This is a genomic window from Paenibacillus paludis (assembly GCF_042610515.1).
Taxonomy (GTDB): Bacteria; Bacillota; Bacilli; order Paenibacillales; family Paenibacillaceae; genus Paenibacillus_AQ.
On sequence record NZ_JBGJZP010000007.1, the window covers coordinates 161,699 to 177,269 of the forward strand.

A 15,571-nucleotide genomic window follows, 5' to 3' on the forward strand; every position below is an offset into this window, starting at 1 on the left:
TTTTTTTCTTTACACTGAGCTCCGGTGTTGGTTATTGCAGATCATACCCAGTAAAGGGGATATTTCCCTCTAATGTGGACTATAGATTGAGAATAAGTTGTATAAGACGAAATATTACCGCTAAATTATCCGGTTGAGCCAGATGAGGCGTTTTGCGAAATAATAGCGGGTGTAAATCCGCCTAATCCTTATTAATGTGGGAGTAGCTAAAACTTAGCGGGCATTTTTTCCGCTACTAATGATGAACTGCGTGCAGACAGGTTGGGAGCAACGAAGAGTGTGTTTGATGCTTTCGAAAAGGGATCAGCCGGCAACGGGCGGCATTGGAACAGCTTTTCTATAGACATACAAGGGAATAGTGGATATGATTATGAATATTAAAATTTGATAGTCTAGTGAAAAGGGTGCAGATTCTATCCATAGAATTTGCTTAAAAGGGAAGGCCGGTGCAAGTCCGGCGCGGTCCCGCCACTGTAAATGCAGAGCGACTCTTAAGGGTGCCACTGTCCTGTGAAGCAAGGACGGGAAGGCGGAGGGAAGCGGTGAAGCATAAGCCAGGAGACCTGCCTTTTTCTTGAACGTTTCTATTCTTCGTGGGGTAAGAATGCGGAACATTACAAATGGATGTGGTGGCGGAGCTTGAGCACCGCCGTACTTCATTTGTATTCTTCCGAGGCCGCCCTTAGCAGGGGCGGTTTTTTTGAGGGATGAGGATGAGGTATAAGCCGGTTGCTGTGCGTGTTCCTTCTCTCTCACAGAAACGGCCCCGTCCTTTTGAAAGGGACAGCACAGCCGTTTCTTCTTGTTGTCCGCTGCTTCACTATTTTATTCACGGAAAGAGGTTAACGATGAAGACTCTTCTCTCTGCCAAGTCCTTTATGCTTGGCCTGGCTTTATTGCTGGTTATTTCGATTCTGGGCACAGCGCTTGTTCCTTCAGGACAAGTGTTTGCCGGAGCGGTCTCCGCTACCGCGTCCGGGGGAACGGAAAGTGTTACGGCTGCTGTATATGCAGCAGACGAATCTGGCGCAGAGCCGGCTGCGGCTGCATTAACAGCGAAGCAGCAGATTACAGTTGCCGGAGCGACCTATGCGGCTGCCGAGTATATGCTCAGCAGTGGCGTGACGTCAGAATGGCAGGCGGTTGGCCTCGCACAGGCGGGCTACAAAGTTCCGGAAAGTTATGTCCGGCTGCTGGAGCAAAAAGTGCGGACAGCCAGCGGCAGCTTTGCCGCAGTCACTGATTATGCACGGATTGTGCTCGCGGTACAAGCCGTGGGGGCTGATCCGGCGAACTTTGCCGGAAACGGCTCTGAACCGGGTTTTAATCTGGTTGAGCGTATCTATAACAGTGACAAAATGAGCGGCCAGACGCTGAACAATCCGGTCTATGCGCTGCTGGCACTGGATTCCGGCAATTATACCATTGGGGCGGATGCCAAATGGAGCAAAGCGGCGCTGCTGAGTGAGATCCTGTCCAAGCAAAATGCGGACGGCGGGTTTGCCTTGACTTCCGGGGCAAGCGAGCCGGATATGACGGCGATGGCTTTGACGGCCCTTGCTGCGCATAAGAGTGATCCGGTGGTTGCAACTGCCGGGCAAAAAGCAGTAGCCTGGCTGTCCGCTGCGCAGGACAGCAACGGCGGCTTTGGAGGCAGCAGCGAAAGCGCGGCACAGGTCATTATCGGCCTTGCCTCCTTCGGGGTAGACCCGGAAGGAGCAGAATTCTCCAAGGGTGAAGCAGACCTGATAAGCAGACTGCTCAGCTTCAGCGTAGAGGGCGGCGGGTTTGCCCATAATCAGGGCGGAAATGTAAATGCATTTGCTACAGAGCAGGGGCTGCAGGCGCTGGTGGCCTACACCCTGTACAGCGGGGGCGGAAACGGCAAGCTGTATGACTTCACCAAGCCAGCGGTTCCGAATCCGTTAGTGTATGTGCCCCTTGTAATTGAAGGGCCGCAGAACACGCTGGGAGAAGGGATGGCATACGCAGGCAATGTCCTCGAGGTGCTGGAGAAAGTGGCAGCCCAGAAGGGCCTTCCGATTAAGAATGAATCGGGCAGCTATGTAACGGGAATCGGCGGCATCCAAGCCGGAATCTACGGCGGCTGGGATGGCTGGAAATACGCTGTATCCCGGGATGGGGCATGGATTGATCCCGATGTAGGAATGAAGGACTTTAAACTTAAGGAAGCAGACCGGGTCCTCGTTTATTATGCGGGCAATGATACGCAGCTGGTGAATTCGCTGACGCTGTCCGCGTCGCAGCCAGGTGAGGAGGAGCCTTTCTCAGTTACGGTTACCCAGATAAAATGGGTATGGGACAACGCCACAAATATCTCGAGTCCTGTAACCTCAAGTGCATCTGGTGTGGAGGTGGCGGTCGGAGACCGGAAGGCAACAACCGGTGAAGACGGCAAAGCGGTCTTTGCCGAAGGTGTTCCGGCAGGAGACTATACGCTAACCGTAACCGGCTATGTTACGGACAATGCACCAACTATCGCTAAATATTCGCAAGCTGTAAAGGTAATCTCCAAGAATGTACCAGTCCACCTGTCGGTTGAAGGACCTGAGGGGCCGGTCGCTGAGGGAGCGCTGCAAGCATCCAACGCGCTGGCGGCATTGAAGAAGCTTACGGCATCCGGAAATATTCCGCTGGAGATTACGGAGTCCTCCTATGGCAGCTATGTGTCGGGCATTAATGGGATTAAGAACGGAACCCATGACGGCTATTGGAACTTCCTGGTGTCGCGCGGCGGGAAATGGATCTACCCAAGCGAAGGCATGGGTGATTTCAAACTGCAGGCGCAGGACAAGGTGCTTGTCTATTTTGCCGGTGCCAACACGAAGGTAGTAAATTCCGTTGCAGTATCTCCACCGCAGCCAAAACCGGGAGAAACGTTTAAAGTGACCGTTACCGGGGTGGAGTGGGTATGGAATAACACGACATTTGCTTCCGAACCGGTTGTTTCACCGGCAGCCGGAGTGAAGGTAACCATTGGCGGTAAAACAGTCACTACGGATAGCCAAGGTGTTGCAGTTTTTGAAGGAGGCTTGTCCGGCAAAATATACACGCTGGCCGTAACCGGTTATGTTGCGGAAGCCACACCAAATATTACCCGCTATACGGAATCGCTGAAGGTAGCTCCTGGCAATGTAACCTCCTATCTGTCCATTGAAGGGCCACAGGGTCCGGTAGCTGAAGGCACGCTGGAAGCATACAACGCGTTTGATGCGCTGCAGCAGCTGGCAGATGCGAACAACATTCCGCTAAAGGTTACGGAATCTTCCTTCGGCATCTTTGTAGGGGGCATTAATGGAATCGAGAACGGAGCCTATAACAATCAGGGTTACTGGGCCTTTGCCGTATTGCGCGGCGGGGCGTGGATTTATCCGGATGTGGGCTTAAATGATTATATTCTGCAGACTTCCGACAAAGTGCTTGTCTACTATGCCGGAGAAAATACGCAGGTAGTAGATTCGGTACAGATTTCGCCTGCGCAGCCGAAGCAGGGTGAGGCATTCACCGCTAAGGTTACGCAGAAGAAATGGGTCTGGAATAATGACACGTATACTTCTGATCCGGTGACTTCACCGGCTGCGGGAGTGCAGGTGACTGTTGGCGATAAAACCATCACTGCTAATGAGCAAGGGCTCGCAACCTTTGAGGGAGGCCTGCCTGCCAAAACATACACGCTGGCCGTGAGCGGTTATGTCGAAGGCGGGACGCCTAAGATTGCCCGCTACACGCAGCCGCTGACCGTTACAGCTTCCGTAGAAGTGCCTGAGACTGCATCGGCCACGCTCACAGTCATTGGAGACACTACTAAGGGAACCATTCTGGCTGGTACCAAGATGACGCTGAACGAGGGGGAGACCGCATACAGCCTGCTGATCCGCCAGCTTGGAAGCAAGGTTGTCAGCGGCGGAAGCGGAGACAGTGTATACATTAAAGCGATTGATGGCTTGGCAGAAAGAGACCGCGGTGAGAAAAGCGGCTGGATGTACTCCGTAAACGGTGTCTACCCGGATTACAGCTCCGGAAGTTATAAGCTGAGCAGCGGTGATGCCGTAGCCTGGCGTTATACGCTTAATGGCGGAGATGATCTGAAGGGATCGGCTGGAGGTTCCTCCGGCACTGGAGGTGCAGCAGCAGGTACGGGCGGCAGCACGGTGAATGTGGACATCACCCCGGATAATACCCTTCCGCTGAATCAAGTAGGACAGACGACAGCTGTTTCGAACCTGAGCACTAAAATGACTCCAGCAGCAGCGGCTGCCCTTAGGCAGAAGCTGGCGGCAAACGTGGCTGTCTTCGAGCAGGAGGTCACTCCGGGTGCGGCGGCAACCTTGCAGGACAGCGGCGGTGAAGTGAAGCTGCAGCTGCCAGCCGGTTCCGTGTCCGGCAATGTGAAGATCAGCGTACGCGAGACTAATTCAGAACGCGCTGAGCTGGTATCGGGACTTTATGATTTCAAACCGGATGGTACGAAATTTGTGAAGCCGGCAGATCTCTCGATTACAGTTCCGGTTACGGCGGTAAACCCTGCCAATCTGGCTTTGGCATGGCTTGACGAAAGCACCGGCCGCTGGATTCCGGTTCCCGCTGCGCTGGATGCGCAAAGTGGGGTGATCACCGGAAAGGTCAGTCACTTCACGGCCTTTGCCGTAGTGGACCGCAGTAAATGGGAGCCGCAGCCGCAGCAGCTGAAGAGCGATATTGCAGCTACTGCCAAGGCAATCACGGCAGCCGAAGAGATCAGCGATTGGCAGGCGATTGGACTCGCCCGTTCCGGCCACACAGTACCGGCCGCTTATTTGAACGGAGTGAAGGAGCAGCTTGCCGCGAATAAAGGGGAGTTCCGCAAGGTTACGGATTATGAACGTTTGGCGCTGGCTGTTGCCGCTGCCGGCGGTGATCCGCAGAATATTGGCGGGTATAATCTGATTGAGAAAATTTATAACAATGACCATATGGTAAGCCAGGGCAGCAACGGCCTCATTTTTGCCCTGATTGCGCTGGACAGCGGTTCTTATACTGTACCTGCGAATGCGCAGTGGACTAAGGAACGGCTGATCAAGTCCATCCTGGAACTGCAAAGCAAAGACGGCGGATTCCCGCTGACAGCTGGCAGCACCGATGATGTGGACATTACCGCTATGGCGGTTACTGCACTCTCATCCCATAATGACCAGGCGGAAGTAAAAGCGGCTGCGGATAAAGCGATCGGCTGGCTGTCACAGCAGCAGCTTGAAGGCGGCGGCTTCAAGCTCTCGGGAGCAGAAAACAGCGAGAGCACGTCACAGGTCATCATTGCCCTGAGTGCTGCCGGAGTTGGTCCTAATGACTCCAGATTTATTAAAGCTAAGGGCGGACTTCTCAGCCATCTGGCTTCGTTCAGACAAAGCACTGGCGGCTATGCTCATTCGGCTGGGCAGCCTGAGAACAGCCTGGCTACCGAACAGGCATTACTGGCACTGGCTGCGTACAACCGGTTCCTGGCCGGAGAGGCGAAGCTGTTCAGCATCTCGCCAGCCGATTCCGGCAGTGTGTCCTTTGCCGATGAGGGCAAAATTTCAGCCTGGGCGCTGGACTCCGTTCACAAGGCCTATGAGCAAAAGCTGATGGAAGGCGTCAGCGGATCAAGCCTGATTTTTGCACCGAAGCAGAATATTACCCGTGCTGAATTCGCTGCGCTGCTGCTGAGACTGACAGATCAGACACCTGCTGCAGCTTCGGCTGCACCAGTATTCAGCGACGTAAAAGCCGGCACATGGTATTATGGAGCTGTGCTTAAAGCGAAAGAGCTCGGATGGGTAGGCGGAGTTACGGATACAACCTTTAATCCGAATGGCTGGATTACCCGCGAGGATATGGCTGTGATGATTTCCAGAGCGTTCAAGCTGGAGAACGGTTCTGCGGCTTCGGCGAAGACTGCGAAGTTCACAGACGAGCGCCGGATCAGCAGCTATGCGCTGTCAGCGGTCCATGCGGTAACGGAGTCCGGTTATATGACCGGCTTCAATGGAGGATTTGACCCGTCAAGTGCCGTAACCAGAGAAATGGCGGCGGTCGTAGCCGTAAGATTGCCTTAAGTGTAATCCATCTTTAAGAAGGCGATTGAGCGGAGTAACAGGTTCATCGGACTGAAGCTTCAAAAGAAAACATAGAGTATAGGAACGGAACGGGGGAGCAGCAGGACAGCCTCCGTTCCTTTCCCTTTTTTCGGAGGTGTGAAAATTAATGTCCAAGCAATCCAAACGATGGTTGTTTTATCCCTTGCTTCTTCTCTTGGCGGTGGTGCTACTGGCCGGCTGTTCTTCCGGCGAGCGGCAGTCTGCCGGTTCTGATCTGAACAGTGCAGCAAATACCACCGCTACACAAAGCCCCGCCCCTGATAACGCCGCGTCTCCGCAAACCGGAGACGCAGCGAACACGGCCCCGCCGTCAGAAACGGCGGGCAGCACCGCTTCGCCTTCTGCGAAGGCGTCGGCGGCTCTTGAAGGGGCGGCGGCATCTACGCCGCCTGACACCGCTTCAGGCACGGTGACAAGTCCCGTGCCTGCAGGCACTACGGCGCCGGCTGCGCATAGCCCGGCCGGTACCGCCGGAGCGGCCCCCGCGAAGGCCTCGGCGGCACCCGGCGCAGCAGGCGGCGCCAGTGCGGGCCCGGCAGAGTCCTCTGCCAAGCCCGCAGCCACCGCGCGTCCATCTGCCGGCGCGAATAAGCCGGCAGCCACCGCGCGTCCAGCGGCTGCCGTTACGCAGCCGCCGTCCGAAGCGGCAGCGCCTGCGAAGCCCGCCGCTGCGGAGAGCACAGCTACCGTCTCCATCACAGGGGATGAGGAGTACGGCGTGATTTTGGCTCCGGCAGCCTTTGAAATTGAGAAGGGCGAAAGTGCGCTGGAGCTGTTGAAACGNCGAAGCGGCAGCGCCTGCGAAGCCCGCCGCTGCGGAGAGCACAGCTACCGTCTCCATCACAGGGGATGAGGAGTACGGCGTGATTTTGGCTCCGGCAGCCTTTGAAATTGAGAAGGGCGAAAGTGCGCTGGAGCTGTTGAAACGGATTACCCGCAAGAACAAAATACAGATGGAATACCAGGGCTCCAAGGGTTTCGCCTATGTGGAAGGAATAGACAATCTGTATGAATTCGACCATGGGGCAGAGAGCGGCTGGATGTACAAGGTGAACGGGGAGTTTCCGGGCAAAGGTGCCGGAAGCTATACTGTACAGCTCGGGGATGCTATTGAGTGGCTGTACACCCTGGATCTGGGCAAAGATCTGGGAGCCAAAGCGCCATGAACAGCGGCTTTCGCTCCATGCATCCTTCGGTAGCCCTGCTATACTATGCAGGGCTGCTGCTGTTCGCTGCCCTGCTGTTTCATCCGCTGTTTCTGGTAACGGAAATTGCCGGTTTACTTGGCCTTCTGCTGCTGCAGGGACAGGGACGGAAGCTGCTGCGGGGGCTGCCTTTTTACCTGTTGATGGCCGGCTCCGTGGCCGTGATTAATCCATTGTTCTCGCACCGGGGCTCGCACATCCTGTTTTATTTTATGGATCAGCCGATTACGTTGGAAGCGGTGTTCTACGGACTGATGATGATGACCGTGCTGCTGACGATTTTTATATTGTTCATTTCTTATAACTACACGGTAACGGCGGATAAATTCATGTACCTGTTCGCCGGGGCAGCGCCTAAGACGGCCCTGCTGACGTTGATGACGATCCGCTTTGTGCCTTTGTTTCAGCGGCGGCTGCGGCAAATTTCCCTGATTCAGCAGATCAGAGGCATTGATGTAAGCAAGGGAAAGCTGCGCAAAAGAATGAGGGACGGCATGACCCTGCTCAAGGTGCTTCTGACCTGGTCGCTGGAGGAGGCGCTGCAGACGGCCGATTCGATGAAAGCACGCGGCTACGGCATCCGCAAACGCAGTGTGTACGGGATTTACAGGCTTGACCGGCAGGACAAGACCGTCTTGGCTCTGCTCTCGCTCAGCGGTATAATTCCGCTGTTTGGCTGGCTGCAGGGGTACGGCATCTTTGAGATATATCCGCGGATGAAACCTATGGCCTGGGGCTCAGGCGAGGCGGTCATGTATGCCGGCTTCTGCCTGTTCGTAGGAATCCCCCTCTGGCTGGAAGGAAAGGAGAAATGGTTATGGCGATCATCGCGGCGGAAGGATTTTCCTTCCGGTATCCCGATGCAGAGAGAGACACGCTCCATGAGCTCTCATTTACGATAGAGGAGGGCGAGTTCGTTGTGCTTCTCGGCCCTTCAGGCTGCGGCAAAACAACACTTCTGCGCCATCTGAAACGGGAGCTTGCTCCGGTGGGATTGAACAGCGGTTCCATCAGCTATCAAGGGAAGCCGCTGGCGGAATTGCCTGCGGAGACAGCAGCCGGGGATATCGGGATTGTATTTCAGAATCCGGATGCGCAGATTGTGATGGATACCGTATGGCATGAGCTGGCTTTTGCGATGGAAAATATGGGCTACCTGCCATCGGTCATGCGCAGCAGGCTGGCGGAAATCGCCGGGCTGTTCGGGCTGGAGCCGCTGCTGTACAAATCGGTGCATGAGCTCTCAGGTGGACAAAAGCAGCTGCTGAATCTGGCCTCCGTGCTGCTGCTTCAGCCCAAGCTGCTGCTGCTGGACGAGCCGACCTCACAGCTTGATCCTGTCGCTGCCCGCGAGTTTATCCAGACCTTGCAGCGGCTGAATGAGGAACTGTCGATGACGGTCATCATCAGCGAGCACAGGCTGGAGGAGGTGCTGCCGCTGGCCGACCGGGTGCTGATGCTGGAGGATGGTGTTCTGCAGGCCCAGGACACTCCCCGCGGATTCGTGCGGGGAGCCGGGCAGGGCCTGAACGCGAGTCATCAGGCCTACCTGCCGACAGCGTCGCGGTTATTCCTCGCCCTGTCACCGGAGGCCTCATCCGTTCCGCTGGAATCCATTCCGCTGACGGTGCGTGAGGGCAAACGCTGGCTGCATTCACACGCAGCAGCAGCGCCTGCTGGAGCTACGGCTACCAGCGGCTCACACTCCGCTGCGGGCGTCCTTTCGCCTGTGACCGCAGGCCGTGCAACAGCATCACAAGACGGTGCAGCTTCACGCTTCACCGGCGAAGCCAATGCCGCAGCACCCCTGCTCAGCTGCCGGGAAGTCACCTTCCGTTATGAGAAGGACGGCCCGGAGGTGCTGCGCAAGCTGACGTTGTCCCTGCACCGGGGAGAGCTGCTGGCTATCATGGGCGGGAATGGTGCGGGGAAATCGACCCTGCTGCATGTTCTGGGCGGGCTGGCGAAGCCGCAGCGCGGCAAGGTCGAGTCTGCCAAAGGGCTGAAGTCCGGACTTCTGGCCCAGAACCCGCTGCTCTATTTCAGCCATGACACGGTAGCGGAGGAACTGCGGCATATGGCCCAGTATGCAGGCATGTCTCCTGAGGAGGAGAAACGGGAGATAGAAGCCCTGCTGGATGTATTTCAGCTTCATCAAGTACTGGACAGCCATCCGCATGATATCAGCGGCGGCCAGCAGCAGAAGCTGGCGCTGGCCATGGTAATGCTGCTGAAGCCCGGCGTTCTGCTGCTGGATGAGCCGACCAAGGGGCTGGACCCAAGGGCGAAGGAAAGATTGGCAGCCTTGCTAAGGCAGCTGTTGGAGCAAGGCATAAGCATTATTATCGTGACGCATGATGTGGAGTTTGCTGCAAAATACGCAACCCGCTGCGCGATGCTGTTTGATGGAAGCATTACAGCAGAGGGAGCTCCGGCGGAGTTTTTCAGCAGCAACTATTTCTATACAACGGTGGTAAACCGCATGGTGCGGGATTTGCTGCCGCAAGCATTGACTCTTGAGGATGTGATGAGAACATGGCAAGATTCCGGCTTCCGCTGTTAATTGCTTTAGGTGTATTTCTGGCCGGTCTGGCACTTACGTCAGCGCTGAAGGACCGTCATTATATGCTGCTCAGCCTCGTGCTGCTTGCAGCGGCATTGCTGCCGCTGTTTATCCGGCTGGAGCGGCGTCCGCTGGAATCGCGGGAGCTGGTGCTGCTGGCCGTGCTGTCGGCAATCGCTGCGGTCAGCAGGGTTCCTTTTGCCGCGTTGCCGAGTGTGAAGCCAGTGTCTGCTATTGTCATTTTATCCGCTTATGTTTTTGGGGCTGAGGCTGGCTTTATCATCGGGGCGGTAGCCGCACTTGTATCCAATATTTATTTCGGGCAAGGTCCATGGACGCCCTGGCAGATGTTTGCCTGGGGGATGGCGGGCCTGACGGCGGGCTGGCTGAGGAATACCTGGTGGATGAAGAAACGAGGCGGCCTGCTTCTCTTCGGCTTCATCTGGGGTTTTTTGTTCGGCTGGATTATGAATATCTGGTACATTATCAGCCTGCCGGATGCATTTAGCTGGGGGCTTGTGTTATCCGCATACGTCTCGAGCTTTTATTTCGATCTGGCCCATGCCCTGTCCAATGTATTTTTCCTGGCAATTCTGGCCGGTGGCTGGACCAAGGTGCTGGAGCGGTTCCGCAAGAAATACGGGCTGCTGCAGGAATGATTAGGCCGCTGATCTCATGGATTCTGTTGCGTGAAATTACATTGGAATGTTATTTCAGTCATTAAGAGGTCTGAGTGTTCTTAAATTAGGATATTTTTCTGTTTATTTCGACATTTTTCGTGATTAATCATCATTATTTCGACCTTTTTCGCCGATGAATAAGATAACACAGCAAGAACAAAAAGGCGGGAAAAGGACATGAGACATTTGAAAGTGAAATATAAAATGGCACTGCTTGTGGTAATTGTGGTTGCTATACTGATCGGTTTAGGACTAACGGGCATTACCTCCACCCAAAAAATGGCCAAGCGATCCCAAGAGACCTATAGCGGGAATTTGCAGCCGATTTACCTGGTTACGGAGCTGCGGGCCAACAACCGGTCGATTGAGTCTTTTTTGCTGGAAGCTTTGCTTACCAAGGAAACCGTCAAGAGCAAAGAGCTGACCGAGGGGATTAAGCAAAACATTGCAAAAAACAATGAGTTGCTGGAGCAATTGAAATTAATTGCCTTCAAGGATACTGAAATCAGCAATAAAATCAACGAGTATATGTCGTTGCTGCCGGATTACCGGACACAGCGCGATAATATCATTCAGCTTGCCAATAAGAATCTTAATAGTGAAGGCTATCAAATTTTCTCGGGTGTGTCCTTTAGCGAGTCCAGGAAGCTGATGGTCGGTCTGCTGGATGACACAGCCCGGTTGCTTTTAGAGGATGCTTCTGAGCATAATGTGCTTACTTTAGCCGACGCTAAGACATCCTCAACTGTGAGCACGATTCTGATTACTGCCGCCTTGATTCTCTGTATTCTGATCAGTATTATAATCACCCGGCTGATTACGAAGCCGCTCAAAGAATTGCAGGGATTGATGAAGCGGGCAGAAGAGGGCGATTTGACCGTAGCTGCATCCTATACAGCCAAGGATGAAATCGGCCAGATCAACCTTTCCTTCAATTCGATGCTGGATAGTCTGAAAGTGATGATGCAAGGGGTCTCGGAAAGTGCGGAGATGCTGTCGGCCTCGTCGGAGGAAATGAGTGCCAGTGCAGAACAGACCGCACGCGCTTCGCAGATGATCGCCGAAACCTCGAATGAAATAGCCGTGGGATTTGATGTCCAGGTCGAGAACATCAGCCGCACGACAGCATCCGTGCAGAACATGACGGAGGATATTGCCGCCGTCGAGCGCAGCGGCAATGAGATGGCTGAACTGATGGCCGGGGCTGCTGTCTCGACAGACCGCGGCGCAGAAGCTGTTGAGCGGATCCTTGCACAGATGAAGGAAATTGACTCTAGTGTTGCATCGAGTCAGAGAATAGTCAGCAATCTGGGCAATCTGTCCGGGGAGATCAGTACGATTATCACAACCATTAATGCAGTCGCCACCCAGACGAATCTGCTTTCGCTGAATGCGTCAATCGAAGCGGCCAGAGCCGGAGAGCATGGCCGGGGCTTCGCTGTTGTTGCCGGAGAGATCCGCAAGCTGGCGGAGGCCACAGGAAGCAGCTCGCTGCAGATTACCGGAATCATAACTGACATTCAGCAGCAAACCGCCAGTGCGGTAGATTCAATGGCACTGGGAACACAACTGGTATCAGAGGGTCTTGCGCAGAGTGAAGTGGTCTCGCAGGCGTTTGAGGAAATACAGCATTCAATTAATGATGCCGTCCGGCAGACGGAAGGCATCAGAGAGGCTGTCGGGCATGTCTCAAAGGAATCGCAGGCCGTATCACAGGCCATGGAACACGCCAATGAGATTTCCCGCAAAGGCGCGGGGGAAGTGCAGGATACAAGTGCTGCCAGTGAGGAACAATTGTCTGCGATGGGGGAAATGTCGCTTTCTGCCCAGTATCTTGCCACACTTGCCGAGGACCTGCAGAAGGAACTGGCCAAGTTCAAACTCTAAATACAGAGCAGCAGCAGCAGATATAGGCTACATAAGGAGAGACCACCGGAACTTTCACGTTCCGGTGGCCTCTCCTTTTTATATATGGCCGAATGTTCATTTCATCGCCGGAATCACTCACCAACGCTAACTAATAGACATCTGAGACTGCGATTTATGTTTTTTATGAACATCCTGCAAAACAAAAAAAAGGCCCGCCCCGGATCGGATGACCGGAGTGGACCTGAATGTGTTGTCCAGCTTATCTTGTTCTTAAGCGTACCAGCCCCATACGAAGATGAACAGGGTTCCGAAGATGGTAACCAATCCGACGAACAAAGCGTAAGCGATATTGATATAAAGCTCTTTCTTGGTATCTGCGGATTCCCCGATATGCATGAATACGAAGAGCTGCAGGGAAGCCTGGATAAGGGCTGTAATCAGCAGAACCGCCATATTTGCCCCATCGGACAGATCACCATAGATGACAACCAGCGCAGCGGCAGAAAGGACCAGAGAGGCCAGATAACCCATCACATGGCGAATTGGGAACAGTTGCTTCATCATGTCACATCAGTCCTTTCAGGTAGACGAAGCTGAAGATAAAGATCCAGACAACGTCCAGGAAATGCCAGAACAGCGAGAAGATAAAGGCTTTATTGGCGGTAGCCGGATTAATGCCCTGACGCCAGATCTGGATCATAATCGCTGCGCCCCACAGGAAGCCGAAGCTGACGTGGGCACCGTGCGTGCCGAGCAATACGAAGAGACTGGATAGGAATCCACTGGTTTGCAGTGTAGCCCCTTCATGAACATAGGTGAAGAATTCATCAATTTCTATGCCGATAAAGCCGAGGCCCATCAGCAGTGTGATTGCCATAAAGACCATCATGGCCTTCTTGTAGCCGAGACGCATAGCATGGATCGCAAGCCCGATCGTGAACGAACTCGACAGGAGCAGGAAGGTTTCAATCAGCACCGGGCCGATTTCAAACAGCTCGCTTCCGCTTGGTCCGCTGGCGAAACGGTCGACCATTACTAAATAAACGGTGAATAAAGTGGCGAAGAGCGGAATCTCAGCTCCGAGAAATACCCAGAAACCGAAAATCTTGTTGCTGTTCTCCTCTGTTGAATATTCCAGCGGCTTGGACGCATCTATTTTCATACAGTCTCACCCCGCAGTTTCTTTTCAGTAGCAATAACTTCTTCAGCTGAAACGTAGAAGCCGTGATCCCGGTCAAAGGACATGGCAGCCAGCATGATGATGATGCCTATTCCGGCCACGATGGCAGGAATCCACATGCTGAATACTAGGAAGAAGCCCAGGAAGAAGAAGATGACACCCAGGATAAATGGCTTCCCGGTATTGTTTGGTAAATGGATTTTAGTAATTTTATCTTCAAAGAGCGGAATATTATCCTGCTTCGCGGACCAGAAGGCATCACGCGTCTGAACTTTTGGCACAATTGCAAAGTTATAAGCAGGAATCGGACTTGGTGTAGCCCATTCCAGTGTACGGCCATCCCATGGATCGCTTGTTGTGTCTCTTGGCATGTAGCGTGTGCTCCAGTAGATGTTGTAGACCAGAATAACAAATCCGATCGCCAGGCCGACAGCACCGGCGAAGGAGAGCATATTCAGCGGACCAAAGCCGGTCTCTTCTGAGTAGGTATACATCCGACGGGTCATACCCATAAGTCCCAGGAAGAACAGTGGGAAGAAGGTGACATTGAAGGATATTATAATCCACCAGAAGGCATGTTTGCCCAGACGTTCATTCAGGCGGAAGCCGAATACTTTTGGGAACCAGTAATGGAACCCGGCGATAACGGCGAACACGGCGCCCGGAATCAGCACGTAGTGGAAATGCGCAACCAGGAACATCGTATTATGATACTGGTAATCGGCACTGGCCATCGCCAGCATAACGCCGGTAACCCCGCCGATGGTGAAGATCGGGATAAAAGCCAATGTGTACAGCATCGGGGTCGTAAAGGTTATTCGCCCTTTTCGGAGGGTGAACAGCCAGTTGAATATCTTAACCCCGGTAGGCACAGCTATCGCCATAGTTGTTATGGAGAAGAAGCTGTTGACCATAACCCCTTGGCCCATGGTATAGAAATGGTGAGCCCATACCAGGAAGGACAGCAGGGAGATAAGCAGCATACTGACGACCATGGAAGTGTAGCCGTACAGATTCTTTTTGGAGAAGGTGGCGATAATTTCGCTGTAAATACCGAATGCCGGCAAAATAACGATATATACCTCCGGATGTCCCCACACCCAGAACAGGTTGGCCCAGAGCATATCCATCCCGCCGTTAGCCATCGTGAAGAATTGAGAGCCAAACAGCCGGTCGAACATCATCAGGGCAAGTGCCACAGTCAGCACAGGGAAGGCAAATACGATAATAATGTTCGTAATCAGTACGGACCAGGTGAACATTGGCATCTTCATCAGCGTCATGCCTGGTGCACGCATTTTAAGAATCGTCACGATGAAGTTAACGCCTGTGATCAGTGTCCCGATACCGGAAATCTGCAGCGCCAGGGAGTAATAGTTATTACCGACCGTAGGGCTGAATTCCAGACTCGCTAGCGGGAAGTAAGCCGACCATCCGGCATCCGGCGAGCCGCCGATTACGAACGAAATGTTAAGCAGCATAGCTCCCATGAAGAAGAGCCAGAAGCTGACCGCGTTCAGCCGCGGAAAGGCCACATCTCGTGCGCCGATCTGCAGTGGGATAATCACGTTCATTAAACCGATGATAAACGGCATGGCCATGAACAGAATCATGATCAGACCATGGGTGGTAAAGACCTCGTTATAATGCTGGGCATCGAGGAATTTCATTTCCGGCGCTGCCGTTTGCAGACGCATCATCATGGCGTCAACACCGCCGCGGAACAGCATAAGCAGTGCGGCCAGGATATACATAACCCCGATCTTCTTATGGTCTACAGTTGTAAGCCATTCGCGCCAGAGGTATCCCCATTTCTTGAAATAGGTAAGCCCAACGAGAATCCCGATGGTCGCAAGAGCGATACTGATCATTGCTCCGTATATCAGGGGTTCGCCGTGAACCTTAAATTTGTCTAAATCCATTAGGGTAGCTCCTTT

Annotated in this window: 9 protein-coding genes and 1 riboswitch; of the genes, 6 read left to right on the top strand and 3 right to left on the bottom strand. The window is 53.7% G+C overall.

Annotated features, from left to right (window positions below):
* Positions 1–385: 385 nt before the first annotated feature.
* A riboswitch (cobalamin riboswitch) is annotated at positions 386–585 on the top strand.
* Positions 586–848: 263 nt separating this feature from the next.
* From ACAN56_RS15745 to ACAN56_RS15770, 6 genes are all read left to right on the top strand, one after another.
* Positions 849–6,095, top strand: a complete 5,247-nt coding sequence (locus tag ACAN56_RS15745) for an S-layer homology domain-containing protein (protein WP_379144014.1) — start codon at positions 849–851, stop codon at positions 6,093–6,095.
* 905 nt (positions 6,096–7,000) lie between these two features.
* Positions 7,001–7,303: a DUF4430 domain-containing protein gene (locus tag ACAN56_RS15750; protein ID WP_379144016.1), complete on the top strand. Its 303-nt coding sequence runs from the start codon at positions 7,001–7,003 to the stop codon at positions 7,301–7,303.
* On the top strand, positions 7,300–8,244 hold the full coding sequence (locus tag ACAN56_RS15755) for an energy-coupling factor transporter transmembrane component T (protein ID WP_052091827.1): 945 nt from the start codon (positions 7,300–7,302) through the stop codon (positions 8,242–8,244). The genes ACAN56_RS15750 and ACAN56_RS15755 overlap by 4 nt, the downstream gene beginning before the upstream one ends.
* Positions 8,160–9,905: an ABC transporter ATP-binding protein gene (locus tag ACAN56_RS15760; RefSeq protein ID WP_379144019.1), complete on the top strand. Its 1,746-nt coding sequence runs from the start codon at positions 8,160–8,162 to the stop codon at positions 9,903–9,905. Before ACAN56_RS15755 ends, ACAN56_RS15760 begins: the two co-directional genes overlap by 85 nt.
* A complete protein-coding gene (locus tag ACAN56_RS15765; RefSeq protein ID WP_038586381.1) occupies positions 9,878–10,564 on the top strand; it encodes an ECF transporter S component in 687 nt (228 codons plus the stop codon). The genes ACAN56_RS15760 and ACAN56_RS15765 overlap by 28 nt, the downstream gene beginning before the upstream one ends.
* 198 nt (positions 10,565–10,762) lie before the next feature.
* Positions 10,763–12,472 carry a methyl-accepting chemotaxis protein gene (locus tag ACAN56_RS15770; protein ID WP_038586384.1) on the top strand — a complete coding sequence of 570 codons (1,710 nt, stop codon included), beginning with the start codon at positions 10,763–10,765 and terminating at the stop codon, positions 12,470–12,472.
* Between the two features lie 252 nt (positions 12,473–12,724).
* On the opposite strand, the gene qoxD is transcribed toward ACAN56_RS15770, so the two are convergent.
* The 3 genes from qoxD to qoxB are packed head-to-tail and all read right to left on the bottom strand — an operon-like array spanning position 12,725 to position 15,556.
* Positions 12,725–13,018 carry a cytochrome aa3 quinol oxidase subunit IV gene (qoxD, locus tag ACAN56_RS15775; protein ID WP_081965692.1) on the bottom strand — a complete coding sequence of 98 codons (294 nt, stop codon included), beginning with the start codon at positions 13,016–13,018 and terminating at the stop codon, positions 12,725–12,727.
* 1 nt (position 13,019) lies between these two features.
* A complete protein-coding gene (gene qoxC, locus ACAN56_RS15780; RefSeq protein ID WP_038586387.1) occupies positions 13,020–13,616 on the bottom strand; it encodes a cytochrome aa3 quinol oxidase subunit III in 597 nt (198 codons plus the stop codon).
* On the bottom strand, positions 13,613–15,556 hold the full coding sequence (qoxB, locus tag ACAN56_RS15785) for a cytochrome aa3 quinol oxidase subunit I (protein ID WP_038586390.1): 1,944 nt from the start codon (positions 15,554–15,556) through the stop codon (positions 13,613–13,615). The genes qoxC and qoxB overlap by 4 nt, the downstream gene beginning before the upstream one ends.
* Positions 15,557–15,571: the final 15 nt, after the last annotated feature.

What these genes read in the sequence shown, in the direction of transcription:
- ACAN56_RS15770 (WP_038586384.1), top strand. Translation starts at nt 10,763, where the DNA reads ATGAGACATTTGAAAGTGAAATATAAAATGGCACTGCTTGTGGTAATT.
- qoxD (WP_081965692.1), bottom strand. Translation starts at nt 13,018, where the DNA reads ATGATGAAGCAACTGTTCCCAATTCGCCATGTGATGGGTTATCTGGCC.
- ACAN56_RS15765 (WP_038586381.1), top strand. Translation starts at nt 9,878, where the DNA reads ATGGCAAGATTCCGGCTTCCGCTGTTAATTGCTTTAGGTGTATTTCTG.
- qoxC (WP_038586387.1), bottom strand. Translation starts at nt 13,616, where the DNA reads ATGAAAATAGATGCGTCCAAGCCGCTGGAATATTCAACAGAGGAGAAC.
- ACAN56_RS15760 (WP_379144019.1), top strand. Translation starts at nt 8,160, where the DNA reads ATGGCGATCATCGCGGCGGAAGGATTTTCCTTCCGGTATCCCGATGCA.
- ACAN56_RS15745 (WP_379144014.1), top strand. Translation starts at nt 849, where the DNA reads ATGAAGACTCTTCTCTCTGCCAAGTCCTTTATGCTTGGCCTGGCTTTA.
- ACAN56_RS15755 (WP_052091827.1), top strand. Translation starts at nt 7,300, where the DNA reads ATGAACAGCGGCTTTCGCTCCATGCATCCTTCGGTAGCCCTGCTATAC.
- qoxB (WP_038586390.1), bottom strand. Translation starts at nt 15,556, where the DNA reads ATGGATTTAGACAAATTTAAGGTTCACGGCGAACCCCTGATATACGGA.